Source organism: Billgrantia campisalis (assembly GCF_022341425.1).
Taxonomy (GTDB): domain Bacteria; phylum Pseudomonadota; class Gammaproteobacteria; order Pseudomonadales; family Halomonadaceae; genus Halomonas; species Halomonas campisalis.
In genome coordinates, this window is record NZ_JABFUC010000016.1 from 59,826 (window position 1) to 85,447 (window position 25,622).

A 25,622-nucleotide genomic window follows, 5' to 3' on the forward strand; every position below is an offset into this window, starting at 1 on the left:
GCTAGTCTGAAAGCAGGGAACGGCGCCCAGCGCGCCTGCGTCTCAACGCATCGCCAGAGGACAAGATCGCACATGAATCACGCCATACTCGTACCCATTGATGGCTCTACGCATGCCGAGAAGGCCCTGGCCGTGGCGGCGCAAATGGCCATGGCTTCCTCGGCCGCCATTCATCTGCTGCATGTCACCGAGTATCCCGACGACATCGGCATCTTGATGGGGGCTAGCAAGGGCCCTTTGACTGAAGAGCGGCGCGAGAAACTCGCGGCCGAGAATCGTGAGAAGTCGCGCCGCGTCCTCGATCAGGCGCGCCAGGCGGTGGATCTGTCGGGGCTGGAGGTCAAGGAGCTGATACGCGAGGGCCGCCCGGCCCGGGCCATTCTGCAGGAGGCCAAGGAAGTGGGGGCCGATGTCATCGTCATGGGCAGTCGTGGCATGAGCGACCTCAAGGGAATGGTGGTGGGCAGTGTGTCCCATCGGGTGTCGCACGGGGCCGACTGCACGGTGATTACCGTGACCTGAGGCGGGTCACTCGCCGGCCAGCACCAGGGTGTTGCGCCCCGCCCGCTTGGCCCGGTAGAGGGCGTCATCGGCGCGGCCGAGTATGCCGTCCATGTCATCCCCCGGTTGGTACTGGGTAATGCCGAGGCTGACGGTGATGGCCAGGCCCTGGAAGCGGGAATCGGCAATCTGCTGGCGCAGCCGCTCGGCGTAGGTGGCGGCCCCCGAGAGGGGGGTGTCTGGCAGCAGGATGGTGAACTCCTCCCCGCCCCAGCGGGCCAGCAGGTCGGTGCTGCGCAGGCTGGCGCTGACCTTGTTGGCCAGACGCTTGAGGATGGCATCGCCAACGTCATGTCCGTGGCGGTCGTTCACCGACTTGAAGTGGTCGATGTCGAACAGCAGCAGCGAGAAGGTGTCGCCGCCGCGCTCCGCCTGGCGAATGGCCTGGTGGAGCGCGCTGTCGAAGGCGCGACGGTTGTGTGCCCCGGTGAGGTGGTCGCGGGTGGCCTGACGCTCCAGTTCGTTCTCCATCTCCTTGCGTTCGCTGATGTTGTGGAACACAGCGATGAAGTTGCGAATCTTGCCCTGCTCGTCGTGGACCGCGGTGATCGACTGCCAGAGCGGATAGATATCCCCGTACTTGTTGCGGTTCCATATCTCGCCCTGCCAGTGGCCGGTGGTCAGCACCGATTCCCAAAGTCGCGCGTAGAAGTCTTTGTCATGATACCCGGACTTGAACAGCCGCGGGGTCTCGCCGATGACTTCCTCGGCGCGATAGCCGGTGATGTCGGTGAAGGCCTGGTTGACCTTCTCGATGCGCATGTCGGCATCGGTGATCAGCGTGGCCTGGCCGGTTTCGAAGACACTGGCCAGCAGCTTCAGCTCGTTTTCCTGGCGCTTGCGCTCGGTGATGTCCTCCTTCACCGCCACGAAATTGACGATCTCGCCGTCATCGTTGCGGACCGGCGTGATCACCTCGGCCTCCCAGTACAGCTCGCCGTTCTTCTTGCGGTTGAGTAGTTCCCCCTTCCACACCTCGCCGCGTCGCAGCGACTGCCAGAGATCGTGGTAGACGGATGCCGGGGTCATGCCCGACTGGATCATGGCCGGGGTCTTGCCGATCAGCTCCTCGCGGCGATAGCCGGTGACATCGAGGAAGCGCCGGTTGACGTACTCGATACGACCGCTGGTGTCGGTGATCGCCGTGGCCGCGGGACTCTGCTCCACGGCGATATAGAGCTGATAGAACTTGGCGCGCAGGGTGTCGATATCGGCGCTTTGCCAGGCTGCGCCAAAGGCCGTGGCGTGGCCGAGCGCGCTTCCTGGGGTGGTGTTGCCGAGCTCGTCGGACGTCACGAGCACTCTCCTTGTTGCAGGGCAAGCTTCTTGCTGGACACGACTGAATGATCTGCTTATGCAGGGTCGGGAACTGACCGTGATCATGCAGCATAGCGCCTTTTCCGGTCGCAGGCATCTGGCGCGGCGGCCGGCCAGGCTAAAGGCGTAGGTGTCGCTGCAGGTCAACCCCCCTCCACCTCGATCCCATGCCGGGCAAGCCAGCTCTTGCGCTGCTCGTAGTCCGGCATGGCGCGCTCCAGGCGGCGCCAGAAGGCGGGGGTGTGATGGGGCTCGCGCAGGTGAACCAGTTCGTGGACGAGCACGTACTCGGCGATATGGCGGGGTAGCAGGATGGTCTTCCAGTGGAAGTAGACCCGGTTGCCCTTGCCGCAGGAGCCCCAGCGATAGCCGAGGTCCTGCACCGTCACTCCGGCTGGCTCCACCCCCATACGCCGGGCGTGCTCCTTCACCTTGGCGGTGAGCCAGTCCGTGGCGCGGGCGCTGTACCAGCGAACGAAGTGATTGCGGGCGTCGGGTAGCGCGTCCTCGCGGAGCTGGAAGCGGCCGGCGGCGAGCTTGAGCGGGGCCTCCTGGGTATCGCGGGGCACGCACTTCAGCCGGTAGCTGCGCCCCAGGTAGAGGAAGCCCTCCCCGTTGACGTACTCCTTGCGCGGCAGCCGCCGGCGGCGCTCGGCCTTCTGCGCCAGCTTCTGGTAGATCCATAACCGCTTCTCGATCACGAAGTCGCGCAGCTGCTGAATCAGCGTCTTGAGCGCTTCCACCTGCTCGGCCCACTGGCCATCGAGCTGCTGGAGCAGCTCCTCCAGACGCTCGCTGAGGCGGCCGTACTTCACCGGGTCCTCGTCCAGGTGCTTGCGCACGTGGGAGCGCACGGCGTGCTCCATCTCGGAGGCCTTGGCGCGGTCGCCGACCTGGCGGCCGAGGTGCGTGTCGAACTCGGCGTCGGTGAGCTGCACCGGCGGGATGCGCGGGTCGATGCCCAGCGAGATCACGTAGTCGTCGATCAGCTTGCGCACCTTGTTGCCGATGTCGCGGCCGAGCTCCGGGGTGTCCTTGTAGCGATTGCGCGCCAGGGCGTGGATATAGGCGAGCCGCTTGGCGTCGTTGACGAACTCCAGCCCCTCGGGGCGGGGCAGCACGTCATCCAGGCCGCGGTTGAACTCCTTGAGCTTGACCACGAACTCGGCGCGCACCCGCTCGTCGGCCAGGGCCTGTACCGCCTCCTCGGTGTCGTCCAGGTCGTCCACGCCCTGGCTGCGTAGCACGTCGATGACCCGCAGGTGGCGGTCGCGCAGCAGCGGGATCTCGTCCTTGAGGCTCTGCAGGGCGCCCTCGATATCCTCCTCGCTGTAGGCGGTCGGCCTCGCCGTCCTCGCGGCGGGTCTTGCCACTCTTCAGCCGCTCCACAGCTCGGGTCACGCCACGGAACTGCTGGTAGCGACACACCAGCTTGATCGTCTGGCCGCCGACGTTCATGAACAGGGTGTAGTGACGCACGATGTCGAGCAGGTTGGCTTTAGTCAGCATGCCGGCCACTAGCCGCTGCTGGGCGGAGAGATCGGCAACGCCCAGGTCGATGGCCACTTCGGCCTCGCGCAGCGGGGCGACGGTCTTCCAGCTCAGGTAGTGGGCGAAGCGGGCGCCGATGGTGCCCACCCGGGCCTCATCGAAGTTGCTGGCCACCAGGAACTGGCTGGTGGCAAACAGCGCCGGGGCGCCTTCATGTTCGCCCACCTCGCCCTCCAGGAAGCGCTGGTCGTGGTAGCGCCGCAGCTGGTCCACCGCCTGGCTGAGGCCCTCCGGCACGCTGCGGCTCTTGCACTCCACCACCACCAGCGGGATGCCGTTGACGAAGAGCACCAGGTCCGGGATCACGTGGCCCTTGGCCGAGTCATGGCCGGGCGGGCACTTCACCTTGAACTGGTTGACCACGGTGAAGACGTTGTTGGCGGGCTCCTCCCAGTCGATGTAGCGCAGGGTCTGGCCGCGGCCGCCGTCCCAGCCCTCCAGCCCCTCCACGGTGAGGCCGTTGACCAGCAGATCGGTGGCCTGCTGGTTGGCCTCCAGCACCCTGCTGGCCGGCAGGCGGGTGATGGCCGCCACGGCCTGGTCCAGGCGCGCCTCGTCGAGCCAGGGCTCGCCGGCGCGCAGGTTGATCTTGCGCAGCCGCTGGCGCAGCACGGGCTCCATCACCACAGGGGCGAAGCTCTCGCGGTGGGTGGCGTCGGGATCGTCCAGTGAACCGGCCAGGAACTCCCAGCCCTGACCCACCAGCTGGTCGATGAAGGGCTTCTCGACGTCCTTGTACTCGGGACCTGCCATGGCGTGGCTCCCTGTGTGAATTCACTTCCCTGAGCATACCAGTCCATGGGCCGGTAGCTCGTTTCGGATATTGCGACTTTTGTTTGTTTCGAATAGCCTGGAAGGTAACGATGCAACACGACGGTAGCCAACCAGCAATAGCCGGGGCTGCCAGGAGGTCATGCCATGAACACTACCGCCCGGGAGTCCGTGCCCCACGATGCCGAGCTCACCCGCCTGGCCAGGGCCAGTGCCACCGAGCTGAGCCAGCTGCTCCGCGAGCGGCCGGAGAGCGACCGTGCGCACATCAAGCTGGATGGGGCTGACCTGGTGCTGCCCCGCCAGGCGCTGGTGCTGCTGCGTGATCTGCTGACCGAGATGGCCCAGGGCAATGCCGTGACCATTCTCCCGACCCATGCCGAGGTGACGACCCAGGAAGCCGCCAACATGCTCAATGTCTCGCGGCCGCATCTGGTCAAGTTGCTCGAGGAGGGCGCGATTCCCTTCACCCGAGTCGGCACGCACCGCCGGATTCGCCTGCAGGACCTGTTGGCCTACAAGCGCCAGCAGGAAGAGGACTCCGAGGCCGCCCTCCAGGAGCTGGCCGACCAGGCTCAGGACCTGAATATGGGCTACTGATGCGCTTCGTGGTCGTCTACGACGCCTGTGTGCTCTACCCCGCGCCATTGCGGGACCTGCTGATGCGCCTGGCTACCACGGGGCTGTTCGCCGCACGCTGGACCGAGCAGATCCACGACGAGTGGACGCGCAACCTGCTCAAGAAACGTCCCGAGCTGGCGGAGGCGCTACCGCGAACCGTCGAGCTCATGAATCAAGCGGTGCCGGATGCCCTGGTCACCGGGCACGAACCGCTGATCCAGGCGCTTGAGCTGCCCGACCCTGACGACCGTCATGTGCTGGCCGCGGCCATTCGCGCCGGTGCTCAGCTGATCGTCACCTTCAACTTGAAGGACTTCCCTGCCGACACCCTGGCCGGCTTCGGTATCGAGGCCGTCCATCCCGACACCTTCCTGGAGCAGCAGTTCGAGCTGAACGAGGGGCTGGTACTCAGGACCGTCCATCGACACCGCGCCAGCCTGCGCAAGCCGCCGAGAAGCGCCGAGGAGTATCTCGATACCCTGGCGGCCTGTGGCCTGATCGTCACGGCGGATAGGCTGCGGGAGTTCATCGATGTGCTGTAACGGCTAGCAGACCGGGGTCACTTGGCCATCGCCTTCAGCCGCGGGCGGAAAGCGCTAACAAAATTGTTGAGCTGCTGCGCCAGCCAGGCGCGGCACTCGTCTGTGCCGGTAGGGGGGTGAACCTATTTTTTGGCGGCGAGCACTGTGGGAGCCGTGACTTCACCGGTCAGCCGCTCCAGCGCCAGCGCGATCAGGCGATCCGAGAAGAGCCGCAGCTTGCGCTGGCCGGCCACATCATCGGGCCAATGTCGTAGGCCCTCCTTGATGGCCTCGACGCTGGGCTCGATCTGCTCCTGACTGATGAGCCAGTCCAGCGTTGCCAGCGCCTCCATGCCGAGCGGCGACTGGAAGCCATCTATCAGCGCGTCAACCTCTTCCAGGGCCTGGGCATAGGGCATGGCCTCGGCGCTGCGCAGGTAGGCGTTGACGCGCTCTCGTCGCGACTCATCGAACCACACCACCTCGTCGGGGGTAGCGTCGTTGATGCGCTTCTCGCTATGCAGATAGCTGCCGTCCAGGCCATTGAGCAGATGCCGCAGCCGGTCGGAGTAGGGCCCATAGCGGTGAGGACGGAACTCGAGTTTGAGGGGATTAGCGAGGCCATGGGCCACGACCCGCCTCTCGATCAGCCAGGCGAGCTTCTGAACTTCAAGCAGTGAGCACTCGATTCCCAGCACCCAGTAGCGGCGCACCAGCTCGGCGATCAGCGCCCGCGCAGGTGTCAGCTTCTCGACGCCCGAGCGCTTGGCAACATTCTGGTACTCGTGGGTGGGTTCAAAGACCAGTACCCGTACGTCGTCCAGTTCGCCAAGCGCGTCTTCGATGCGTGGTCGGACTTTGTCCCAGGCCAGGCCGCCGTTGCCGCAACCCAGCGGCGGCAGGGCGATGGAGCGAATGCCCTGCTCCCGTATCACTCGCTTGAGGTCCTCCAGGCCGGATTCGATCCATTCCATGCGCGTCTTGGCGCGCCAGTGCTGCTTGGTAGGGAAGTTGATGATCCAGCGCGGCCCCAGCAGGGCATCTCGCTCGGTGACGAACATACGACCGGTTACCACCTCCTGGCGCTTGCAGGCCGCCTCGTAGGATGCGAAGCTCTCGGGGAAGGCCTCCTTGAACATCAAGGCGATCCCCTTGCCCATCACGCCGACGGTGTTGACGGTGTTGATCAGTGCCTCAACATCGGCCTCAAGGAGGTTGCCACGGGTGTACTCAATCATCGAAAGAACCAGTTGGGTCGTGTAACCACCTTCAGTGGAAGATGGTGTGCCGCCACCTGTGCTTCGACGGCGACTCGCACCTCGTCAGTATACGTGCCAATGCCCAGCAGTGCCGAGGCCGGTAGATGATGATGAAGCAGGGCCTCGGCCTGGTAGCGGTCCGTCTTGTCGGGGTTCTCGAGGTCACGCTTGAAGTCCTTGGCCTGCAGCAGCCTCCACGGCACGAACTCCGCCAGATCTTCCATCTGACTGCTGAACTCGGCATTGGCAAGGTAGGCATGCCGGTCGGTGAAGACGAAGGGGACGCCTAGCTGCTGCAGGTGGGGAAGCGAACTCACCAGCACGACGATGTCCTCACGGCGTTGCTGTTTGACACCGTGACCGGTGACGATGTTGTACAGCATCATCGAGGAAGGCGTGAAGTAGAAAGGAACGTAATCGCTCAGCGCTCCCCCAGGCGGAATCGGCACCGTCCGTGCCGTCCGCTTCTCTATCAGTTCCCGCTTTATAGAGCGACAATTACTCTGGCCGGTCAAAGTAGTTGACGTCGGATACCGCGCCACCATCCTGGAGTTTTTCTGGTTCAGGGATTTTACCAGTCAGCGATAAGAGACTCGCCGATGGAGCCTGGCGCGAAAGGGGGGCGCCGAAAGCCCCAGGGGAACCGCTCACCAGTCGGCTAGTTGTTTCTAACAGCGAAGTCGAAAGAGTGATGCTCTCCGTCTACCGTTACAGTTAAGTTAAGAGTGCCTGATGTGTTGTTATCACCAAGCTGTTCGGTACGTATGTACCCTCCATGACTCTGCCCCGGGTAGACGGTTTCTGTAAGAAGTAGGGCTGCCCTGGCGTTTGCAATTTCTTGGTCGTGCCTTTGGCTGATGTTGCTGATGTTTTGCTGCGTCTTGGCCTGGATACTTGACTGTGCAACTGCCGCAGCAGTGGGGTCGTAGGTGGTGCCGCTATATGTCCCAGTTCCATGCCCGACGTATCCTTGCCTGCCGTAGTATTGGCCAGACATGGTTCCAAAATGCTGCTGATGGCCAGTGGCCGACATGGACTGCCCCAATCCTGCCAGTGCGGCAGAGAGTGCCTGTGCGTCTCTGTCTCTCTCCATCTGGACAAGGACCTCTTCATGAGTGAACACCCTGATGGGTTGGCCATTGAGCAAGGCGGTAATGTTGCCCGGGCCGAAGTTTATGGGCTCGTCATGAGTGTTGGTCAAGAAGACCAGAAAGCTCAGCGATTCGTTAGACATTGCCAGAGAGGATGACGGGCTGACTGCCACCGAATACTGCTTGTCCGAGAGCATCAGCGGCTGGCCGGCCACGTAGACCGTCTGGTGGTCTGCTGCTGGCTGTGCCTGAATGCTCAGCTGGCTGGCGCAGCCTGAAAGCAGGAGGCTGATGGCTGCGCACGCAGCAAGGAAGGCCCTTCTCATACTGTTTTATCCCCTGGCTCGGTCGGAGCACCTGTTCTTAGTGATGCCCGCAGTAGAAGCTTAGTCGGCTTTGCTAGGGGCCATAAACCCGACTTTGGCCACACCCACCGGCAGCTCCCCGAGGGGCGCCCCCGCCCCGGCTGGAAATCTCAAAATTTTTTCAGGGTGGCACGGGTGCGCCTGCCAGGGGGTATACCTTCCAATTCGGCAAGTGAGAGGGAAGTCATGGAAGTCATAGCCCACCCCCTGGTCGGCGTTCTCTCCCCAGCCACCGCAGAATTTTTTCAGGGGACGCTTATATAGCCTTCCCCCGGGGGGAGGGGGTGGGAGTTGCGCACGGAGCCAGGCGAAATTATGCTGCCCCCTCCCCAGCAAGTCCCCGGGGGGTAAGGTGCGATCCTCTCTCTCCCTATGCAGCAACCACCACTTCACTGGCTGGCGCAGCCACTCCAGTCCGGCCGCTTGTCACCCGTTTGTCACCCAGAGCAGGGCGCAACGAAAAACCGCCACCCGGCATGACCCGTAAGTGGCGGTTTTTGCTATGTTCTTGGTCGGAGTAGCAGGATTCGAACCTACGACCTCTGCCTCCCGAAGGCAGCGCTCTACCAAGCTGAGCTATACTCCGTGTCTTGCTTTTCGAGCCGCCTCGAGGAGGGGGCTTCTGCCGGCTCCGGGAGCCGACGGATGGGCATTATACCCAAAAGCCGCGGCCTTGCAAGCCCATGGTGGCGGCTGGTCCGCTCAGGTGCGGCGCTCCACCGCCAGGCGGGCCAGGTCGGCCATGCTGTCGCGGTAGCGGCTCTTCGGCAGGGCGTCGAGCTGGGCCAGCGCCTTGGCGGACATCTCCTCGGCGCGGGCCCGCGTGTAGTCCAGCGCGCCGGTGTCGTGGACGATGGCCAGCACCTCGTCGAGCCGCTCCAGGCCGCCCTGGCGAATGGCCTGGCGCACCGTGTTGACCTGCTCGGGGGTGCCCACGGCCATGGCCTGGATCAGCGGCAGGGTCGGCTTGCCTTCCGCCAGGTCGTCGCCCACATTCTTGCCCATCGCCTTGGCGTCGCCCTCGTAGTCGAGCAGGTCGTCGACCAGTTGGAAGGCCAGGCCCAGGTAGCGGCCGTAGGACTGCAGGGCGGCCTCCTGCTCCGGGGTGGCCTCGGCGAGGATGGCGCCGCTGTGGGAGGCCGCCTCGAACAGCATCGCGGTCTTGCCCTGGATGGTCTCGAAGTAGGCCGCTTCGTCGGTGTCCGGGTTGCCCACATTGGTGAGCTGCTGCACCTCGCCCTCGGCGATCACGCAGGTGGCGCGCGACAGCACGTCCATGATCCTCAGCGAGCCGACTTCCACCATCATCTGGAAGGAGCGCGAATAAAGGAAGTCGCCGACCAGCACCGAGGGCGCATTGCCCCAGGCGTCGTTGGCGGTGGCCTTGCCGCGGCGCAGGTGGGACTCGTCGACGACGTCGTCGTGCAGCAGCGTCGAGGTATGCATGAACTCGATCAGGGTGGCCAGGGAGATGTGCTGGTCGCCCCGGTAGTCCAGCGAGCGAGCGGCCAGCAGCACCAGCAGCGGGCGCAGTCGCTTGCCGCCGCTGGCGATGATGTACTGGCCGATGGTTTCGACCAGCGGCACGCGTGAGGCCAGCTGCGCCATGATGGTGCGATTGACGGCGGCAAAGTCATCGGCGACCGCCGCATGCAGCGGCGAGGCGGGGGCGGTGCTGGCGGACGGAGTCGAAGTGGCTTTGGCTGGCATGGAGTCGGGTCATCGCGCGGGTGGGGCCGGGCACGGGCAGGCGTGGCCGCTGGCCTTGGGTTGTCGGCCATGCTATGGGGCCCCCATGGGGGCGTCAAGCGGCAGGGGCCGCCCGGCTGGTGGACGGTGGTGTCGGGCGTCTGCGCAAGGCAAGGAGCGACTTGTGGCTGTCGTTGACTGTCGTTATAATACGCGGCCCACTCATCATGCTCCCTGTCAGATGGCTGCCGAAAGGGGCGCCACTCGAAGCAGGCCGATGAAGAGCCAACCCCCGATGAGTTTCGGAGAGACAAGCATGTACGCAGTTATCAAGAGCGGTGGCAAGCAGTACCGCGTTGAGGAAGGGCAGACCCTCAAGCTCGAGAAGCTGGAGCTGCCGACCGGCGAGACCGTCGCGTTCGACGAGGTGCTGCTGGTTGCCGACGGCGACGACGTCAAGGTCGGCGCGCCGCTGGTCGACGGTGCCAAGGTGTCTGCCGAGATCGTCTCCCACGGCCGTGGCGAGAAGATCCGCATCATCAAGTTCCGTCGCCGCAAGCACAGCATGAAGCGTCAGGGCCACCGTCAGTGGTTCACTGAAGTCAAGATCACCGGGATCTCCGCGTAAACAGCTCCGCGCATGCGGCAGGTGTTTCGAGATACCCCCTGAACGAGCGAGGACTTTGCAATGGCTCATAAGAAGGCGGCGGGCTCTACCCGCAACGGTCGCGATTCCGAATCCAAGCGCCTTGGTGTCAAGCTGTACGGCGGCCAGGTCGTGACCGCCGGCAACATCATCGTGCGTCAGCGCGGCACCAAGTTCCACGCCGGCACCGGCGTTGGCCTCGGCCGCGATCACACCCTGTTCGCCCTGAACGACGGTGTGATCAAGTTCGAGACCAAGGGTCCGAAGAACCGCAAGTTCGTCAGCGTCGTCTCTGCCTGAGCGCGCCCGAACCGGCAATGGGAAGGCCCCGCTCAGGCGGGGCCTTCTTGTACTTATACCATGGCTACCATGGCGGCTGGGACGGCAGCTTGCCGTCTGGAGAGTGACAGATGCAGTTCGTCGACGAAGCCTCGATCATCGTGGAAGCCGGCAAGGGCGGCAACGGCTGCCTGAGTTTCCGCCGCGAGAAGTACGTGCCCAAGGGTGGTCCCGATGGCGGCGATGGCGGCCACGGCGGCAGCGTCTACCTGATCGGTGACGACGCCCTCAACACCCTGATCGACTTCAAGTATCAGCGCTTCTACAAGGCCCAGAACGGCCAGCCCGGCATGGGGCGGCAGATGAGCGGCCGGGCCGGCGACGACCTGCACGTCAAGGTGCCGGTGGGCACCACGGTGATCGACGAGGACACCCTCGAGGTGATTGCCGATATCACCGAGGCCGGCCAGGTGGTGATGATGGCCCAGGGCGGTCGTCGCGGGCTTGGCAACATCCACTTCAAGTCGTCGACCAACCGCGCGCCGCGCAAGACCACGCCGGGCACCGAGGGTGAGCGTCGCAACCTGCGCCTGGAGATGAAGGTGATGGCCGACGTGGGCCTGCTCGGCATGCCCAACGCCGGCAAGTCGACCCTGATCCGTGCGGTGTCGGCCGCCAAGCCCAAGGTCGCCAACTACCCCTTCACCACCCTGGTGCCCAACCTGGGCGTGGTGAAGCTCGGCACCCACGAGCACTTCGTGATGGCCGACGTACCGGGGCTGATCGAGGGCGCCTCCGACGGCGCCGGGCTGGGGCTGCGCTTTCTCAAGCACCTGACCCGCACCCGGCTGCTGTTCCACGTGGTCGACGTGGCACCCTTCGACGAGTCTGACCCGGTGGAAGCGGCCGAGGCCATTGCCCGGGAGTTGACGCAGTTCTCGCCGGCGCTGGCCGAGCGTCCGCGCTGGCTGGTGCTCAACAAGCTCGACCTGCTCCCCGAAGACGAGCGCGAAGCGCGGGTGGCCGCCATCGTCGAGGGGCTCGGCTGGGAAGGGCCGGTGTATCGCATCTCCGCCATCGGCGGCGAGGGCACCGATGCCCTGGTGCAGGCGGCCCACCGCTGGCTCACCGAGCAGCGCCGGCTGGAGAACGAGGACGAGGCGGTCGCCGAACGCGAGCGCGAGATGCGTGAGCGCATGGAGGCGGAGTCGGTGGCGCGTACCGAGGCGCGGCTGGGCCGCAAGCGCAAGCGTGATGATGACGACGACGATTTCGACGATGACGACTATGACGTCGAGGTCGAATACGCCCCTTAGAGGAAACAGCTGGTTGCGCAGACGTAGCTGTTTTTGCTGGATGGGAGAGCAGGTGTGAACGAGCAGCGGGTACCGGGTCGCGATGCACTGCGTGGCGCTCGCCGGGTAGTGGTGAAGATCGGCAGCGCGCTGCTGACCAACGACGGCCGCGGCCTGGATGAGCCGGCGATCGGTGGCTGGGTCGACCAGATCGCCGCGCTGCACCAGCGCGGTATCGAGGTGGTGCTGGTCTCCTCCGGCGCGGTGGCGGAGGGCATGGTGCGGCTGGGCTGGCAGGCACGGCCTTCGGCGGTGCACGAGCTGCAGGCCGCCGCCGCGGTGGGGCAGAACGGCCTCACCCAGTGCTACGAGCACCACTTCGGCCGTCACGGCCTGCTCACCGCCCAGGTGCTGCTGACCCATGACGATCTCTCCAACCGCAAGCGCTACCTCAATGCCCGTTCGGCGCTGCGTACCCTGGTCGACCTGCGGGTGGTGCCGGTGGTCAACGAGAACGACACCGTGGTCACCGACGAGATCCGCTTCGGCGATAACGACACCCTGGGGGCGCTGGTGGCCAACCTGCTGGAAGCCGATGCCCTGGTGATTCTCACCGACCAGGAGGGGCTGTTCGACGCCGACCCGCGTCACAACCCCGAGGCCCGCCAGATCCATGAGGGGCGTGCCGACGACCCCTCGCTGGCGGCGGTGGCCGGCGGCGGCGGTAGCCTGGGGCGTGGCGGCATGGTCACCAAGGTCCAGGCGGCGCGCCTGGCGGCCCGCTCCGGCGCCTATACGGTGATCGCCAGCGGCCGTCAGCCGGCGGTACTCGAGCGGCTGACCCGCGGCGAGCGGCTCGGAACCCTGCTGTGCCCGGAAGAGGCGCCGATGGCGGCGCGCAAGCGCTGGCTGGCCGGCCAGCTGCAGGTGCGCGGTACCCTGACCCTGGACGCCGGCGCGGTGAAGGTGCTGCGCGACAGCGGCTCCAGCCTGCTGGCGGTGGGGGTGCGCTCGCTCAGCGGCCAGTTTCGCCGCGGCGACATGGTGTTATGTGTCGACCCGCGCGGCGAGCGGGTGGCCAAGGGGCTGGTGAACTACGATGCCGAGGAGGCGCGGCGCCTGTTGGGGCAGCCGAGCCACCGCATCGAAGCGATCCTCGGCTACATGGAGGCTCCGGAGCTGATCCACCGCGACAACCTGGTGGTGCTGTAGCGGGCGGCCGTGCCTGCTCGGGTTGATCCGTCGGCAGGCCCCGGCGCCCCTCGCAGGGGCGCCAAATGTAGCAAGCATGGCCAGGGCTGTGATAGGATGCGCCATCCTCTCAGACACGGCCCGTGGGCAACGATCGGTTGCCACTCCCGGATATCCGGACGGCCAGGCCGGTGGGGATTTTTTTATCCCTGTCGGATTAACTCGTTATCAAGCGTCGCCATGATTCAGGCGGCGAAGAAATTCTCCAAGGAGACAGTCAGTGGCTAACAGCAAGCAAGCCCGCAAGCGTGCCCGTCAGGCGGAAGGTCGCCGTGTCCTGAAGGCGAGCCAGCGCAGCATGGTGCGTACCTACATCAAGCGCGTCATCAAGGCCATCAGCGGCGGTGATCACGCCGAGGCGATGACCGCCTTCCAGAAGGCGCAGCCGGTCATCGACCGCATCGCCGACAAGGACGTGCTCTCCAAGAAAAAGGCCGCGCGCCTGAAGAGCCGTCTGAACAAGCGGATCAAGGCGCTGGCCGCCTAAGCGGGCCGGATGCCATCGAGGCACCGCGCGCCCACGGGCGGTGGTGCCCTCGCGAGAAGACCGGCTGCGGCCGGTTTTTTTGTGGCTGCGGCACAGGTTGAGGACGCAGACGTGACGGATCGCGAGCAGACGCCACCCACGCCGGTGGGCGAGCACGACAAGGTGGTGGCCCCCAAGGCCGGCGGCCTGATGCGCTCGGGTCTGGTGGTCAGCGTGATGACCATGCTCTCCCGGGTGATGGGTCTGGTGCGCGATGTGGTGGTGGCCACCCTGTTCGGCGCCAGCAGCGGCGCCGATGCCTTCTTCGTCGCCTTCAAGATCCCCAACTTCATGCGCCGGTTGTTCGCCGAAGGGGCCTTCAACCAGGCCTTCGTGCCGGTGCTCTCGGAGTACGCCACCCGCGGCAGCAAGCGCGAGGTGCGCGAGCTGCTCGACGCCGTCTCCGGCAGCCTCACCGTGGTGCTGGCGCTGCTCACCGCGCTGTTCATGCTCGCCGCCCCCTGGCTGGTGTGGGTCTTCGCCCCCGGCTTCGGCCGCGACCCGGCGAAGCTCGCGCTCACCGCCGACATGCTGCGGCTGACCTTCCCCTACCTGCTGCTGATCTCGCTGACCGCCTTCGCCGGCAGCGTGCTCAACACCTGGAACCGCTTCGCCATCCCGGCCTTCACGCCGGTGCTGCTCAACCTCTCGCTGATCGGCGCCGCGCTGCTGCTCACGCCGCTGATGACCGAGCCGGCCATGGCGCTGGCCTGGGGTGTGCTGATCGCCGGCGTCGCCCAGCTCGCTTTTCAGGTGCCCTTCCTGGTGCGGCTGGGGCTGATGCCCAGACCCTGGCCGAGCTTCGTCCACCCCGGGGTCAAGCAGATCATGGTGCTGATGGCGCCGGCGCTGTTCGGCGTTTCGGTGTCACAGATCAACCTGCTGCTCGACACCGTGCTGGCCTCGCTGCTGGCGCCGGGCAGCGTCTCCTGGCTGTATTACTCCGACCGCCTGGTGGAACTGCCGCTGGGGGTGTTTGGCATCGCCATCGGCACGGTGATCCTGCCAGCGCTCTCCAAGCGGCACGCCGAGCAGTCCGGGCAGCACTTCAGCGCGATGCTCGACTGGGCGATCCGCGCGGTGCTGCTGCTCGGCCTGCCCGCGGCCCTGGCGCTGGCGATCCTCGCCGAGCCGCTGCTGATCTCGCTGTTCCACTACGGCGCCATGACCGAGCACGACATCGCCATGGCGGCGATGAGTCTGCGAGCCTATGCGTTTGGATTAGTGGCCTTCATGCTGATCAAGGTGCTGGCACCGGGCTTCTTCGCCCGTCAGAACACCAAGACCCCGGTGAAGATCGGCATCATCGCCATGGTCGCCAACATGGTGCTCAACCTGATTCTGATCTGGCCCCTGGCCCACGCCGGCCTGGCGCTGGCCACGGCGCTGTCGGCCTTCCTCAACGCCGGCCTGCTGGGCTGGCTGCTCCACAAGGAGCGGGTGCTGGTGTTCCAGCCCGGCTGGGGCCGCTACGCGGTGCAGCTGGTCGGCGGCTGCACGGTGATGGGGCTGGGGCTGTGGTGGTTGGCGCCGGACTGGCAGCAGTGGCTGGGCTGGGGCGTCTGGGAGCGCGTCCGCTGGCTGGCGCTGCTGGTGGTGGCCGGCGCCGGCGTCTACTTCGCCTGGCTCGGCGCCACCGGGGTGCGCATCCGCCACTTCCGGATGACGAGCTAACCCAAGGGCCAAGCGTCGTTGGTAACTGGCGAGGGGCGCCGGGGGCAGGGCGAAGAGGAGGTCTTTTTCCAGGGAAGGAAAAAGTAGCGCCCAGGGAAGGGTTCACAGCGCCTCCTCGCAGGCCTGCCCCCGGGATAGCCCCGGCTCAGCGAGGCTGGGAAAGGAACGGCAATTGCTAAAGACCAAGCCGGCGCGGCTGTCAAGGGGCCGGCGGTTCGTTATAATCAGCCCCTTTACGCCATTCACACTGACCGGGCGGCGGCGAATCTCATGCAAGTGATCCGAGGACTGCACAACCTGCGCGACGCCCACCGCGGCTGCGTGGCCACCATCGGCAACTTCGACGGCGTGCACCGTGGCCACCAGGCGATCCTCGACCAGTGCCGCGAGCAGGCCACAGCGCTGCAGCTGCCGGTCACGGTGGTGGTCTTCGAGCCCCAGCCGCGGGAGTTCTTCGCCGGCGACCAGGCGCCGCCGCGGCTGACCCGGCTGCGCGAAAAGGTGCGCCTGCTCGGTGAGAGCGGGGTCGACTACGTGCTCTGTCTGCCGTTCAACGATGCCCTGCGCAGCCTCACCGCCCAGGAATTCATCGAGCGGGTGCTGGTCGAAGGGCTGGGCGTGCGTCATCTGGTGGTGGGTGACGACTTCCGCTTCGGCTGCGACCGCCGCGGCGACTTCCACCTGCTGACCGAAGTGGGCGAGGTGAGTGGCTTCAGCGTCGAACACACCCGCACCTTCGCCCTGGACGACGAACGGGTCTCCAGCACCCGGGTGCGGACCCTGCTGGCCAGCGGCAACTTCGCCCAGGCGGCACGCATGCTGGGGCGGCCCTATCGCCTCGCCGGCCGGGTGGTGGCCGACCAGAAGCTCGGCCGCACCATCGGCGTGCCCACCGCCAACCTGCCGCTGTTGCCCCTGCCGCTGGCGCTGCGCGGCGTCTATGCGGTGGTCAGCGAGCTGCCCGACGGTCGCCGCCTGCCGGGGGTGGCCAACATCGGCTGGCGGCCCACGGTGGGCAGCGCCCGGCCGGTGCTCGAGGTGCACCTGTTCGACTACGACGGCAACCTCTACGGCGAGCGGCTGACGGTCTTCCCCTGCGCCAAGCTGCGCGGCGAGGTGAAATTCGATGATTTCGAGGCCCTGAAGCACCAGATCGCCGCCGACCAGGTCCGGGCCCGCGGCTATTTTGCCGCCAGCGCGGCAGACGACCTTCCTCTGGCATCGGCGCCGCTGGCGCGCGGGGCCGTGACTTCCGATTCCTCGGCGGGTGCGCCCGCCGACCACGACGACGGCTGACCCCCAGGATATGAGCGACTACAAGCACACACTGAACCTGCCCGAAACCGACTTCCCCATGCGCGGCATGCTGCCCAAGCGCGAGCCCGGCCGGGTGGCGCAGTGGCAGGAGATGAAGCTCTACCAGCGCCTGCGCGAGGCGCGCCGCGGTCGCCAGCCCTTCGTGCTCCACGACGGCCCTCCCTACGCCAACGGCAGCATTCATATCGGGCACGCCGTCAACAAGATCCTCAAGGACATCATCGTCAAGTCGAAGAATCTGGCCGGCTTCGACGCCCCCTACGTGCCCGGCTGGGACTGCCACGGCCTGCCCATCGAGCACAAGGTGGAAACCACCCATGGCAAGCACTTGCCCGCCGAGAAGGCCCGCGAGCTGTGCCGCGAGTATGCCGGCGAGCAGATTCAGGGGCAGCTGGCCGACTTCGTGCGCCTGGGCGTGATCGGCGACTGGGACAACCCCTACCGCACCATGGACTACGCCAACGAGGCCGGCGAGATCCGCGCCCTGGCCGATATGGTCGAAGCGGGCTACGTCTTCAAGGGCCTCAAGCCGGTGAACTGGTGCTTCGACTGCGGCTCGGCCCTGGCCGAGGCCGAGGTGGAGTACCAGGACAAGAAGTCCGACGCCATCGACGTCGCCTTCCCGGCCGCCGACGACGCCAAGCTGGCGGCGGCCTTCGGCCTGACCGAGCTCACCAAGCCCGCCTCGGTGGTGATCTGGACCACCACCCCCTGGACCATTCCCGCCAACCAGGCGCTCAACGTTCACCCCGAGTTCACCTATGCCCTGGTGGACACCGGCGAGCGGCTGCTGGTGCTGGCCGAGGCGCTGGTGGAGTCGTGTCTCGAGCGCTTCGGGCTGGAGGGCGAGATCATCGCCACCGCCACCGGCGAGCGCCTCGACCTGATCGAGTTCCGCCACCCCTTCTACGACCGTCTCTCGCCGGTCTATCTCGCCGACTATGTCGAGGCCGAGGTGGGCAGCACCGGCATCGTCCACTCCGCGCCGGCCTACGGCGTGGATGACTTCGTCACCTGCCGCGCCCACGGTATGGATTTCAGCGAGATCAGAAGCCCGGTGCAGGGCGACGGCGTCTACGCCGACGACCTGCCGTTCTTCGGCGGTCAGCTGATCTGGAAGGCCAACCCGCATATCGTCGACAAGCTGCGCGAAGTCGGCGCGCTGATGGCCCACAAGCCGATCACCCATAGCTACATGCACTGCTGGCGCCACAAGACACCGGTGATCTACCGCGCCACCGCCCAGTGGTTCGTGGGCATGGATATCCCGGGCAAGGACGGCAAGACCCTGCGCGAGCGGGCGCTGGCTGGCATCGAGGCCACCCAGTTCACCCCGGGCTGGGGCCAGGCGCGGCTGCACAGCATGATCGCCAACCGCCCCGACTGGTGCATCTCCCGCCAGCGCAGCTGGGGCGTGCCGATTCCCTTCTTCCTGCACAAGGCCAGCGGCGAGCTGCACCCGCGCACCGTCGAGCTGATGGAAGCGGCCGCCCAGCGGGTGGAACAGGAGGGCATCGACGCCTGGTTCCGCCTCGACCCCGCCGAGTTGCTGGGTGACGAGGCCGCCGACTACGAGAAAGTCACCGACACCCTGGATGTCTGGTTCGACTCCGGCACCACCCACCGCCACGTGCTGCGCGGCTCGCATCTCCACGGCCATGAATCGGGTCCCCGCGCCGACCTCTACCTGGAGGGCTCCGACCAGCACCGCGGCTGGTTCCACTCCTCGCTGCTCACCGGCTGCGCCATCGACGGCCACCCGCCCTACCGCGGCCTGCTGACCCACGGCTTCACCGTCGACGCCCACGGCCGCAAGATGTCCAAGTCCATGGGCAATGTGGTCGCCCCCCAGGAGGTGATGGACAAGCTCGGCGCCGATATCCTGCGGCTGTGGGTCGCCTCCACCGACTACGGCGGCGAGATGGCGGTCTCCGACGAGATCCTGAAGCGCACCGCCGACGTCTACCGGCGCATCCGCAACACCGCGCGCTTCCTGCTCGCCAACCTCAACGGCTTCGAGCCCGAGCGCGACGCCGTGGCCTTCGACGACATGCTGGCGCTCGACCAGTGGGTGGTGGACCGCGCGGCCCAGCTGCAGGCGCGCATTCAGACCGCTTACGAGGAGTACCGCTTCCTCGACGTCTACCAGCAGGTCCACGGCTTCTGCGCCCGGGAGCTGGGCGGCTTCTACCTGGACGTGATCAAGGACCGCCAGTACACCACCCAGACCGACTCCCTGGCCCGGCGCAGCGCCCAGACCGCGCTCTATCACGTGGTCGAGGCCCTGGCCCGCTGGGTGGCGCCGATCCTCTCCTTCACCGCCGAGGAGATCTTCGAGAACATCCCCGGTGAGCGCGGCGACAGCGTGCTGCTCGAGGAGTACTACGAGGGGCTCGCCACCCTGGCCGAGGACGCCGCCATGGGCCGCGACTTCTGGGAGCAGGTGCTGGAGGTCAAGCAGGCGGTCAACAAGTGCCTGGAGGAGGCGCGCAACGCCAAGACCATCAAGGGCAGCCTGGCCGCCGAGGTGACCCTCTATGTCAGCGACGAGCTCAAGGCCACCCTGGCCAAGCTGGGCGAGGAGCTGCGCTTCGTGATGCTCACCAGCGAAGTGCAGCTGGCCCCGCTCTCCGACGGCGCGGACGCCGAGGCCACCGAGCTCGACGGCCTGAAGGTGGCGGTGGCCGCCAGCCTGCACACCAAGTGCGAGCGCTGCTGGCACCACCGCGCCGACGTGGGCAGCCACGACGCGCACCCCGACCTGTGCGGGCGCTGCGTGAGCAACCTGCCGGAAGGCGCCGGTGAAGTGCGGCACTATGCCTGAGCACCAGCGTCCCGATGAGGTGCCCATGACGCGACCGCTGCGCTGGCTATGGCTGGCCGCGGCGGTGGTGGTGCTCGACCTCGCCACCAAGGCGCTGGCTTCGGCGCTGCTGACCTACGGCCAGCCGGTGGCGGTGCTGCCGTTCTTCAACCTGACGCTGCTGCACAACCACGGCGCGGCCTTCAGCTTCCTGGCCGACCACGGCGGCTGGCAGCGCTGGTTCTTCGCGGTCATCGCGGTGGGGGCGAGCATCGGCCTGACGATCTGGATGAGCCGGCTCAAGGCCCACGAGAAGCTGCTGGGGGCCGCCCTGGCGCTGATCATCGGCGGGGCGCTGGGCAACCTCTACGACCGCATGGTGCACGGCTACGTGGTGGATTTTCTCTCCTTCCACTTTGCCGGCTGGTACTACCCGGCCTTCAATGTGGCAGACATCGGCATCACCCTGGGGGCTATCGCCCTGATCTGGGAGTCCATCTTCGACGGCCGCCGCAAGGCCCCCCGTCGCGGCTGAGCGCCAGGCCGCGACGGCACGACACAGTCAACGAGAGCAATGATGAGCGACTATCGAATCGACGAGGGCATGGAAGTCACCCTGCACTTCACCCTCAAGCTGGAAGACGGCACCGTGGTGGACTCCACCCGTGACAAGCAGCCCGCCACCTTTCAGGTGGGCGACGGCAACCTGCCGCCGGGCTTCGAGCAGCCGCTAAAGGGCATGACCGACGGCGAATCGGGCAGCTACGAGATCACCCCCGAGCACGCCTTCGGCCAGCACAACCCCCAGAACATCCAAATGATCGACCGCAGCGACTTCGAGGAGATCGAGCCCGAGGTGGGCACGGTGATGTCCTTCGCCGACGCCGCCGGGGGCGAGCTGCCCGGGGTGATCACTCGCGTCGACGACAAGCAGGTGGAGGTGGACTTCAATCACCCGCTGGCAGGGCGTACCCTGACCTTCGAGGTGGAAGTCATTGACGTAAAGCCTGCACAGACGCACTGAGCGGATCTCTGGACGTATTCTTCAGTCAGAAGGGCGTCGGGGGCAGGTCGAAAAGGAAGTCTTTTGCTTGCCGCCGAGATAGCCCTGGACTGAGAAATTCTCATCAGATGCCCAGGCATCAAGGTGACGTAACCATGCAAACTAATTCCGTGCAGATCAGGCTGGCCAACCCGCGCGGCTTCTGCGCCGGCGTCGACCGCGCCATCGAAATCGTCAACCGCGCGCTGGACGTCTTCGGCCCGCCGATCTACGTGCGCCACGAGGTGGTCCACAACCGCTTCGTGGTCGACACCCTGCGCGAGCGGGGCGCGGTATTCGTCGAGGAGCTCGACGAGGTACCCGACGACGTCATCGTCATCTTCTCCGCCCACGGCGTCTCGCGCGCCGTGCAGGAAGACGCCGAGCGTCGCGGCCTCAAGGTCTTCGACGCCACCTGCCCGCTGGTCACCAAGGTGCATATGGAAGTGCTGCGCTACGCCAAGCGCGGCCAGGAGTGCATCCTGATCGGTCACGCCGGCCACCCCGAGGTGGAGGGCACCATGGGGCGCTACGACACCGCCCACGGCGGGCAGATCTACCTGGTGGAAGACGAGCAGGACGTGGCCAACCTGGAGGTGAAGGATCCAGCGCACCTCTCCTTCGTCACCCAGACCACCCTCTCCATGGATGACACCGCGAAGGTGATCGACGCCCTGCGCGCCAAGTTTCCCGCCATCGACGGGCCGCGCAAGGATGACATCTGCTATGCCACCCAGAACCGCCAGGACGCGGTGCGCGAGCTGGCGGCGGACAGCGACCTGCTGCTGGTAGTGGGCAGCCCCAACAGCTCCAATTCCAACCGCCTGCGCGAACTGGCCGAGCGGGTCGGCACCCCGGCCTACCTCATCGACGACGCCGAGCAGATCGACCCCCAGTGGCTGGAAGGGGTCAATGCCATCGGCATCACCGCCGGCGCCAGCGCCCCGGAGGTGCTGGTCAAGGGCGTGATCGAGCGGCTGCAGGGCCTGGGCGCCAGCGCCCCGGAGGAGCTCGCCGGCCGCGAGGAGACCATCACCTTCTCCATGCCCCGCGAGCTGCGCGAACGGGTGATCGCCAGTGACTAGGCAGCACGCTTGGGCTGTGTTAGACAGGTAGTACTCGCCAGATGAGGCGGCTAAGTGAATTGTATGGCAAGGAAGCCGGGCAGACGCCCGGCTTTTTTGATCTGACGCCTGGCAGGCAAGGATTGGATGATACATACTGAAACTAAATGTAACCAAGTCAGGGAGAAGCGCCGAGTGACGACCACCGCCACCCGACCTCGACAGAGGGCAAGCGAAGGCGCCTCCCGGCGACCCGCCGTCGGCTTTACGCTGATCGAGCTGCTGATCGCCGTGGCGATCATCGGTATCTTGGCGTCGATTGCGTATCCGAGCTATCAGAACTACGTGAAGAACGCCCGGGTCAGCGATGGGCAGGCCAAGCTGATGGAACTCGCCGGGCAGCTGGAGCGCTGTTTTACAAACGAATATTCATACGACGGCTGTGTCAGCCTGCCGGCGGACTCGGATGACGGCTATTATGAGATCACTGGCTCACCGTCATCCACCTCCTATACCTTGACCGCCACGCATAGTGGCAATCAGGTAAAAGATGCCTGCAAGACGATGACCATAGACCAGACGGGACAGACGACGCCCGGGTCGGGCTGCTGGTGAAGTGATGCGCCATCATGGATTCACCCTGATCGAACTGCTGGTCACCATTGCCGTGATGGCGATCATTGCGACCATTGCCGTTCCAGGTTTCCAGAGTTTGGTGGCAAGCAACCGCCTGGCCAGCAGCTATAACGAAGTTCTCTCTGGCCTGCACCTGGCCCGAAGCGAAGCGATCAAGCGTCGACAGGAGGTCTCCTTTGAAATCATGACGAGCTCTCCTTGGGAGTACCGGGTCTACGTGACGGATGACGGAAGCGGCAACGCCATTCGCACTCGTCAGGCGGGTGGCAGCGTGATCACGGTATCGGACGGCAATGTCGTGGAATTTAACCGGCTGGGCCGGATCGTGGAGAATTCGGACTGTGATGGTGGCTGTACATTGACGGTTAGCCACCAAGGCGGTGACAGCAGAAACATTCAAATCAGTGGCTTTGGCCGAATTGGTCGAGGTGGCTCATGACGTTTAATCGGCAAAGCGGCTTCACTCTGATTGAAGCGCTGGTGGCGCTTGTGGTGCTTTCCATCGGCTTGCTGGGCGTGGCGGCCATGCAGCTCAAGGCGCTGCAGAGTGCGCATGCCGGTTACCAGCGTGCCGCCGCGTCGCTCGCGGCTCAAGATGCTGTCGAGATGCTGTGGTCCAAGTTCGATTCCGGTGAAATGGAGTGTCCTGATCTGGGCAATGACGAAGCAGTTTGGGAGGCGCGCTGGAAAGCAATTATTCCCGGACTGGAAGGCAGTGTCTCTCCCAATGGTGATGAGTGTGTGTTTGACGTCGTTTTGAAATGGAGTGATGGGCGTCTGGGTGATAGCGGGGATGCTGAGTTTACCTACACAACCCGACTCCCAGGGAGTAGGCCATGAAGCGCTCAATGCACTATTCACGTGGCTTTTCTCTCGTTGAGTTGATGGTGGCGCTGCTGATTGGGCTTGTTATTATCCTGGGCGCTGGGCAGCTGTTCCTGACAGGGTTTCAAAATTTTAGAAAAATCGAAGAGCTGAGTGATAAGCAGGCGGCGTTGACGTTTGCGGCTGAAATCTTGATTAGAGACATTAGGCGGGCGGAGTTAAGCGTAACCTGTAATTCTGTGCCGGCGCAGCTTTCCGTGTACGTTGATGAGGAGTGTCGCTATTATGATTTACATGATGGTGGCGAAGCTGTTTCGCTAAGGTTGAATGTTGACGGTAATGGGTGGGAGCCTGTGGCGGATGGATTTAAGAATACCGATCAGTTTCAAAGTGAGGATGACGGGTTTTTCACCATAACTTTTAGGCTTGATGGCGAAATGGAAGATGTTGTATTCCATACCATGAATCGCACCAAGGCTGTCAATCCGTGATTGATAGGTTTGTTTGTGTGGAGAAAAGATCATGAAGCAGCAGCAAGGTGCCGCCCTGGTTGTCGTCCTATCCATGCTGACCATGTCGCTGATGCTGGGCCTTTCCGGCATGCAGTCCTCGCTTATTGATGAGCGCCTGGCGGGGAATTACAAGGCTGCGACTGAGGCGCAGATGCGTGCAGAGGAAGCTGCGTCTGAAATATATGAGAAGGTTATTTTAGGTGATAAAGTCGTATTTGAGAATTTTTCTTCGGATGACTTGGATGAATATTTTGGCTGGAAAGAGTTTTTTGGTTTTGCCAATGATGCTGAAAACGCAAGCAGTTGTACATCCGTTGGTGGTAAGGCTGCTTGTTATGTGAATATATCTTCGGTCTTTTTTGGTAAGGATGTGGGGAGATATATTTTTGCGATGGGCGCTGTGTTTGATGGCCTCGGAAGTGAGGTCGTTGCAGAAAGTGTTCCAGTTTTTATAAAGCTGGCTTTTGGGGGTGGCCTGCCTCATGTTCCAGCGACACATAGTTGCTACGGTGAGTCATGTAGTCATCAGGCTGGAGGAAATTCGGAGTTGACAGGGGAGGACTATCTGCTTCCTGATGATCCGGAATGTAATGGGAATGCATGCTTTTCGGAGGTTTCCCCTGAGCCTGAAAACAAGGATGCATGCTATTATCCAGATGTGGAAAGCTACTCTGGATGTCGAACGGAAAAGTATGACGATGATGAGGGGCGGCCTGGCTGGGAAGCCTTTGTTGCAGGACTGACTTTTGATCAGTCATTTGAAGATGGTGATTCTGTGTCTAGTATTGGTGGTAGAAACAGCCCGGCAATCATTGAGATTAAAAATGGGGATGTTTCGAGGGGGACGGGTAATGTCAATACCATAGGTGTTGTTGTGGTGCGTAGTGGTGCGACTTTTGATATGTCGGGGACTGGTCATCATGAAGGGTTGATTATTGTTGAGGATGGGGGGCGTCTGGAGTATAACGGAACCCCAGTGTTATATGGGGCGATTGTTACCTTGGAGGGGAGGGAGGCTAATGACCTGCAAGGGATAGATAAGGATGATGGTTATGATCTGGATATTAGTGGGAATACGAATATCAGATACAGTAAGGAGGCGTTAGATATGATTGCTAACTCCCCGCAATTATCGAATGATAAGCCTTCCGGTATTGAAAGCTGGAATTAAGTCGGTAATCGGTAATGTCCCGGCACAATCACCCGTTCCCCTTGTGGCCCTGTCTTCGCATGCGTCGGCACATAGACCCTCTTGATCACGCTTCTGCGCTGCTCGCTCATGGCAAATCCTTTTTGTCATCTCTCTCTTCCAACATAAGCCTTTTATGGTGGAGTAAGCAATCACTCGCCCTTCGGGGCTCCCGGCTTGGGTGCCCCGCATGGCCCGGCCCGTCAGGGCGAGGGGGCGAAGCGTTGCCGCAGCCGGTCGAGGTCGGCCTCGCTCCAGCCCTCAGGCTCCGTCAGCGCCAGCCAGGCGTCGATATAGTGCTCGGCGGCGATCTCGTGGCCGTAGCCGGGCGGGGAGCGGCCGATCGCCAGGTCGGCCAGCAGCTGCAGCAGCGTGACCACTGGGTACCAGCGTAGCTCCTCGGAGACATCGGGCCCCCGCGGCTCGCGCATCCAGTCCGGCTCCCGGTAGAGCGCCTGGGGCTCGAAGAAGGTGATCGGGTCGCTGGCGTACTGCAGATAGGCGATGCGAAACGCTCCCCACTCGCCCTCCGGCGCATCCAGCCCCTGATACTGGTTCATGAAGCGCACCACCGAACCGTCGCGAAACTTTGGTAGCCAGGCCGGTGTGTCCGGCTCGCGGTTGCGGGTGACGTTGCGCCAAGTGGTGCTGCGATACGGTGGGCCGCTCCACAGCGCGCCGTGGAAGGGGTCGTCGGTAAGCGGTCCAGCAACCCCATCTGTTGCGGCGTGAGTCAGTTCGGTAGAGTGTCTTTCCAACGCCAAGGGAGCAGGCAGTCGAGGTCGTCATCCTCACCGAGCATCGGCAGGGTCTCGAA

Annotated in this window: 27 protein-coding genes and 1 tRNA gene; 19 read left to right on the forward strand and 9 right to left on the reverse strand. The window is 64.4% G+C overall.

Annotation, left to right across the window (positions count from 1 at the left end):
- The first annotated feature begins 72 nt into the window (after positions 1 to 72).
- Complete coding sequence (locus tag HOP52_RS17060; RefSeq protein ID WP_238978606.1) at positions 73 to 522, forward strand: universal stress protein; 450 nt, start codon at positions 73 to 75, stop codon at positions 520 to 522.
- Positions 523 to 528: 6 nt separating this feature from the next.
- Here HOP52_RS17060 and HOP52_RS17065 read toward each other — a convergent pair whose 3' ends face one another.
- The 3 genes from HOP52_RS17065 to HOP52_RS17075 form a co-directional block, all read right to left on the reverse strand.
- Entirely contained in the window at positions 529 to 1,857 is a 1,329-nt protein-coding gene (locus tag HOP52_RS17065; RefSeq protein ID WP_238978607.1) for a sensor domain-containing diguanylate cyclase, read from the reverse strand.
- 164 nt (positions 1,858 to 2,021) lie between these two features.
- Complete coding sequence (locus HOP52_RS17070) at positions 2,022 to 2,744, reverse strand: M48 family metallopeptidase (protein WP_238978633.1); 723 nt, start codon at positions 2,742 to 2,744, stop codon at positions 2,022 to 2,024.
- Positions 2,745 to 3,000: 256 nt separating this feature from the next.
- Positions 3,001 to 4,182 (reverse strand): type I restriction endonuclease, encoded by a 1,182-nt coding sequence (locus tag HOP52_RS17075; protein WP_238978608.1) that lies wholly within the window; start codon positions 4,180 to 4,182, stop codon positions 3,001 to 3,003.
- Positions 4,183 to 4,347: 165 nt separating this feature from the next.
- On the opposite strand from HOP52_RS17075, the gene HOP52_RS17080 reads away from it, so the two are divergent.
- Both HOP52_RS17080 and HOP52_RS17085 read left to right on the forward strand, forming a co-directional pair.
- On the forward strand, positions 4,348 to 4,800 hold the full coding sequence (locus HOP52_RS17080) for a helix-turn-helix domain-containing protein (protein WP_238978609.1): 453 nt from the start codon (positions 4,348 to 4,350) through the stop codon (positions 4,798 to 4,800).
- Positions 4,800 to 5,363 carry a PIN domain-containing protein gene (locus tag HOP52_RS17085; RefSeq protein ID WP_238978610.1) on the forward strand — a complete coding sequence of 188 codons (564 nt, stop codon included), beginning with the start codon at positions 4,800 to 4,802 and terminating at the stop codon, positions 5,361 to 5,363. The genes HOP52_RS17080 and HOP52_RS17085 overlap by 1 nt, the downstream gene beginning before the upstream one ends.
- 122 nt (positions 5,364 to 5,485) lie before the next feature.
- Here the strand turns inward: HOP52_RS17085 and darG are convergent, their stop codons facing one another.
- From darG to ispB, 5 genes are all read right to left on the reverse strand, one after another.
- Entirely contained in the window at positions 5,486 to 6,580 is a 1,095-nt protein-coding gene (gene darG / locus HOP52_RS17090) for a type II toxin-antitoxin system antitoxin DNA ADP-ribosyl glycohydrolase DarG (protein ID WP_238978611.1), read from the reverse strand.
- On the reverse strand, positions 6,577 to 7,146 hold the full coding sequence (gene darT / locus HOP52_RS17095) for a type II toxin-antitoxin system toxin DNA ADP-ribosyl transferase DarT (protein WP_275298262.1): 570 nt from the start codon (positions 7,144 to 7,146) through the stop codon (positions 6,577 to 6,579). The genes darG and darT overlap by 4 nt, the downstream gene beginning before the upstream one ends.
- Positions 7,147 to 7,259: 113 nt before the next feature.
- Positions 7,260 to 8,018 carry a hypothetical protein gene (locus tag HOP52_RS17100; protein WP_238978613.1) on the reverse strand — a complete coding sequence of 253 codons (759 nt, stop codon included), beginning with the start codon at positions 8,016 to 8,018 and terminating at the stop codon, positions 7,260 to 7,262.
- Between the two features lie 548 nt (positions 8,019 to 8,566).
- Positions 8,567 to 8,643 (reverse strand) — tRNA-Pro (locus HOP52_RS17105).
- A 116-nt stretch (positions 8,644 to 8,759) separates the two neighbouring features.
- Positions 8,760 to 9,767: an octaprenyl diphosphate synthase gene (ispB, locus tag HOP52_RS17110; RefSeq protein WP_238978614.1), complete on the reverse strand. Its 1,008-nt coding sequence runs from the start codon at positions 9,765 to 9,767 to the stop codon at positions 8,760 to 8,762.
- Between the two features lie 295 nt (positions 9,768 to 10,062).
- Between ispB and rplU the strand changes: the two genes are divergently transcribed.
- From rplU to HOP52_RS17195, 16 genes are all read left to right on the forward strand, one after another.
- Positions 10,063 to 10,374 (forward strand): 50S ribosomal protein L21, encoded by a 312-nt coding sequence (gene rplU / locus HOP52_RS17115; RefSeq protein ID WP_238978615.1) that lies wholly within the window; start codon positions 10,063 to 10,065, stop codon positions 10,372 to 10,374.
- Between the two features lie 60 nt (positions 10,375 to 10,434).
- Positions 10,435 to 10,692, forward strand: coding sequence for a 50S ribosomal protein L27 (gene rpmA, locus HOP52_RS17120; protein WP_238978616.1), 258 nt, complete (start codon positions 10,435 to 10,437; stop codon positions 10,690 to 10,692).
- A 110-nt stretch (positions 10,693 to 10,802) separates the two neighbouring features.
- Positions 10,803 to 11,987 carry an Obg family GTPase CgtA gene (gene cgtA, locus HOP52_RS17125; protein WP_238978617.1) on the forward strand — a complete coding sequence of 395 codons (1,185 nt, stop codon included), beginning with the start codon at positions 10,803 to 10,805 and terminating at the stop codon, positions 11,985 to 11,987.
- 54 nt (positions 11,988 to 12,041) lie between these two features.
- The gene (gene proB, locus HOP52_RS17130; RefSeq protein WP_238978618.1) at positions 12,042 to 13,178 is read left to right on the forward strand and encodes a glutamate 5-kinase; all 1,137 of its coding nucleotides are present in this window, start codon (positions 12,042 to 12,044) and stop codon (positions 13,176 to 13,178) included.
- A 259-nt stretch (positions 13,179 to 13,437) separates the two neighbouring features.
- The gene (gene rpsT, locus HOP52_RS17135) at positions 13,438 to 13,704 is read left to right on the forward strand and encodes a 30S ribosomal protein S20 (protein ID WP_238978619.1); all 267 of its coding nucleotides are present in this window, start codon (positions 13,438 to 13,440) and stop codon (positions 13,702 to 13,704) included.
- A gap of 111 nt (positions 13,705 to 13,815) precedes the next feature.
- Positions 13,816 to 15,417, forward strand: coding sequence for a murein biosynthesis integral membrane protein MurJ (gene murJ / locus HOP52_RS17140; RefSeq protein ID WP_422677724.1), 1,602 nt, complete (start codon positions 13,816 to 13,818; stop codon positions 15,415 to 15,417).
- 270 nt (positions 15,418 to 15,687) lie between these two features.
- Entirely contained in the window at positions 15,688 to 16,713 is a 1,026-nt protein-coding gene (gene ribF, locus HOP52_RS17145; RefSeq protein ID WP_238978620.1) for a bifunctional riboflavin kinase/FAD synthetase, read from the forward strand.
- Positions 16,714 to 16,723: 10 nt separating this feature from the next.
- Positions 16,724 to 19,558 (forward strand): isoleucine--tRNA ligase, encoded by a 2,835-nt coding sequence (gene ileS, locus HOP52_RS17150; protein ID WP_238978621.1) that lies wholly within the window; start codon positions 16,724 to 16,726, stop codon positions 19,556 to 19,558.
- 25 nt (positions 19,559 to 19,583) lie between these two features.
- On the forward strand, positions 19,584 to 20,072 hold the full coding sequence (lspA, locus tag HOP52_RS17155; protein ID WP_238978622.1) for a signal peptidase II: 489 nt from the start codon (positions 19,584 to 19,586) through the stop codon (positions 20,070 to 20,072).
- A gap of 42 nt (positions 20,073 to 20,114) precedes the next feature.
- On the forward strand, positions 20,115 to 20,561 hold the full coding sequence (fkpB, locus tag HOP52_RS17160) for an FKBP-type peptidyl-prolyl cis-trans isomerase (protein ID WP_238978623.1): 447 nt from the start codon (positions 20,115 to 20,117) through the stop codon (positions 20,559 to 20,561).
- Between the two features lie 134 nt (positions 20,562 to 20,695).
- Positions 20,696 to 21,664 carry a 4-hydroxy-3-methylbut-2-enyl diphosphate reductase gene (gene ispH / locus HOP52_RS17165; RefSeq protein ID WP_238978624.1) on the forward strand — a complete coding sequence of 323 codons (969 nt, stop codon included), beginning with the start codon at positions 20,696 to 20,698 and terminating at the stop codon, positions 21,662 to 21,664.
- A 174-nt stretch (positions 21,665 to 21,838) separates the two neighbouring features.
- Positions 21,839 to 22,258 carry a type IV pilin protein gene (locus HOP52_RS19650; RefSeq protein ID WP_309675066.1) on the forward strand — a complete coding sequence of 140 codons (420 nt, stop codon included), beginning with the start codon at positions 21,839 to 21,841 and terminating at the stop codon, positions 22,256 to 22,258.
- 4 nt (positions 22,259 to 22,262) lie between these two features.
- Positions 22,263 to 22,718 (forward strand): GspH/FimT family pseudopilin, encoded by a 456-nt coding sequence (locus HOP52_RS17180; protein WP_238978625.1) that lies wholly within the window; start codon positions 22,263 to 22,265, stop codon positions 22,716 to 22,718.
- Positions 22,715 to 23,119: a type IV pilus modification protein PilV gene (pilV, locus tag HOP52_RS19655; protein ID WP_275298264.1), complete on the forward strand. Its 405-nt coding sequence runs from the start codon at positions 22,715 to 22,717 to the stop codon at positions 23,117 to 23,119. The genes HOP52_RS17180 and pilV overlap by 4 nt, the downstream gene beginning before the upstream one ends.
- Positions 23,116 to 23,595 carry a type II secretion system protein gene (locus HOP52_RS17190; protein WP_238978626.1) on the forward strand — a complete coding sequence of 160 codons (480 nt, stop codon included), beginning with the start codon at positions 23,116 to 23,118 and terminating at the stop codon, positions 23,593 to 23,595. The genes pilV and HOP52_RS17190 overlap by 4 nt, the downstream gene beginning before the upstream one ends.
- 31 nt (positions 23,596 to 23,626) lie before the next feature.
- On the forward strand, positions 23,627 to 24,787 hold the full coding sequence (locus tag HOP52_RS17195; RefSeq protein ID WP_238978627.1) for a pilus assembly PilX family protein: 1,161 nt from the start codon (positions 23,627 to 23,629) through the stop codon (positions 24,785 to 24,787).
- A 221-nt stretch (positions 24,788 to 25,008) separates the two neighbouring features.
- Here the strand turns inward: HOP52_RS17195 and HOP52_RS17200 are convergent, their stop codons facing one another.
- Positions 25,009 to 25,569 (reverse strand): alpha/beta-hydrolase family protein, encoded by a 561-nt coding sequence (locus tag HOP52_RS17200; RefSeq protein ID WP_338072535.1) that lies wholly within the window; start codon positions 25,567 to 25,569, stop codon positions 25,009 to 25,011.
- Between the last annotated feature and the right edge of the window lie 53 nt (positions 25,570 to 25,622).

Bases quoted from the DNA above. Each gene is read 5' to 3' on its own strand.
- HOP52_RS17060 (WP_238978606.1), top strand. From the start codon at position 73: ATGAATCACGCCATACTCGTACCCATTGATGGCTCTACGCATGCCGAG.
- HOP52_RS17070 (WP_238978633.1), bottom strand. From the start codon at position 2,744: ATGGAGCACGCCGTGCGCTCCCACGTGCGCAAGCACCTGGACGAGGAC.
- HOP52_RS17075 (WP_238978608.1), bottom strand. From the start codon at position 4,182: ATGGCAGGTCCCGAGTACAAGGACGTCGAGAAGCCCTTCATCGACCAG.
- HOP52_RS17080 (WP_238978609.1), top strand. From the start codon at position 4,348: ATGAACACTACCGCCCGGGAGTCCGTGCCCCACGATGCCGAGCTCACC.
- HOP52_RS17085 (WP_238978610.1), top strand. From the start codon at position 4,800: ATGCGCTTCGTGGTCGTCTACGACGCCTGTGTGCTCTACCCCGCGCCA.
- darG (WP_238978611.1), bottom strand. From the start codon at position 6,580: ATGATTGAGTACACCCGTGGCAACCTCCTTGAGGCCGATGTTGAGGCA.
- darT (WP_275298262.1), bottom strand. From the start codon at position 7,146: ATGGTGGCGCGGTATCCGACGTCAACTACTTTGACCGGCCAGAGTAAT.
- HOP52_RS17100 (WP_238978613.1), bottom strand. From the start codon at position 8,018: ATGAGAAGGGCCTTCCTTGCTGCGTGCGCAGCCATCAGCCTCCTGCTT.
- ispB (WP_238978614.1), bottom strand. From the start codon at position 9,767: ATGCCAGCCAAAGCCACTTCGACTCCGTCCGCCAGCACCGCCCCCGCC.
- rplU (WP_238978615.1), top strand. From the start codon at position 10,063: ATGTACGCAGTTATCAAGAGCGGTGGCAAGCAGTACCGCGTTGAGGAA.
- rpmA (WP_238978616.1), top strand. From the start codon at position 10,435: ATGGCTCATAAGAAGGCGGCGGGCTCTACCCGCAACGGTCGCGATTCC.
- cgtA (WP_238978617.1), top strand. From the start codon at position 10,803: ATGCAGTTCGTCGACGAAGCCTCGATCATCGTGGAAGCCGGCAAGGGC.
- ribF (WP_238978620.1), top strand. From the start codon at position 15,688: ATGCAAGTGATCCGAGGACTGCACAACCTGCGCGACGCCCACCGCGGC.
- ileS (WP_238978621.1), top strand. From the start codon at position 16,724: ATGAGCGACTACAAGCACACACTGAACCTGCCCGAAACCGACTTCCCC.
- lspA (WP_238978622.1), top strand. From the start codon at position 19,584: ATGACGCGACCGCTGCGCTGGCTATGGCTGGCCGCGGCGGTGGTGGTG.
- fkpB (WP_238978623.1), top strand. From the start codon at position 20,115: ATGAGCGACTATCGAATCGACGAGGGCATGGAAGTCACCCTGCACTTC.
- ispH (WP_238978624.1), top strand. From the start codon at position 20,696: ATGCAAACTAATTCCGTGCAGATCAGGCTGGCCAACCCGCGCGGCTTC.
- HOP52_RS17180 (WP_238978625.1), top strand. From the start codon at position 22,263: ATGCGCCATCATGGATTCACCCTGATCGAACTGCTGGTCACCATTGCC.
- pilV (WP_275298264.1), top strand. From the start codon at position 22,715: ATGACGTTTAATCGGCAAAGCGGCTTCACTCTGATTGAAGCGCTGGTG.
- HOP52_RS17190 (WP_238978626.1), top strand. From the start codon at position 23,116: ATGAAGCGCTCAATGCACTATTCACGTGGCTTTTCTCTCGTTGAGTTG.
- HOP52_RS17195 (WP_238978627.1), top strand. From the start codon at position 23,627: ATGAAGCAGCAGCAAGGTGCCGCCCTGGTTGTCGTCCTATCCATGCTG.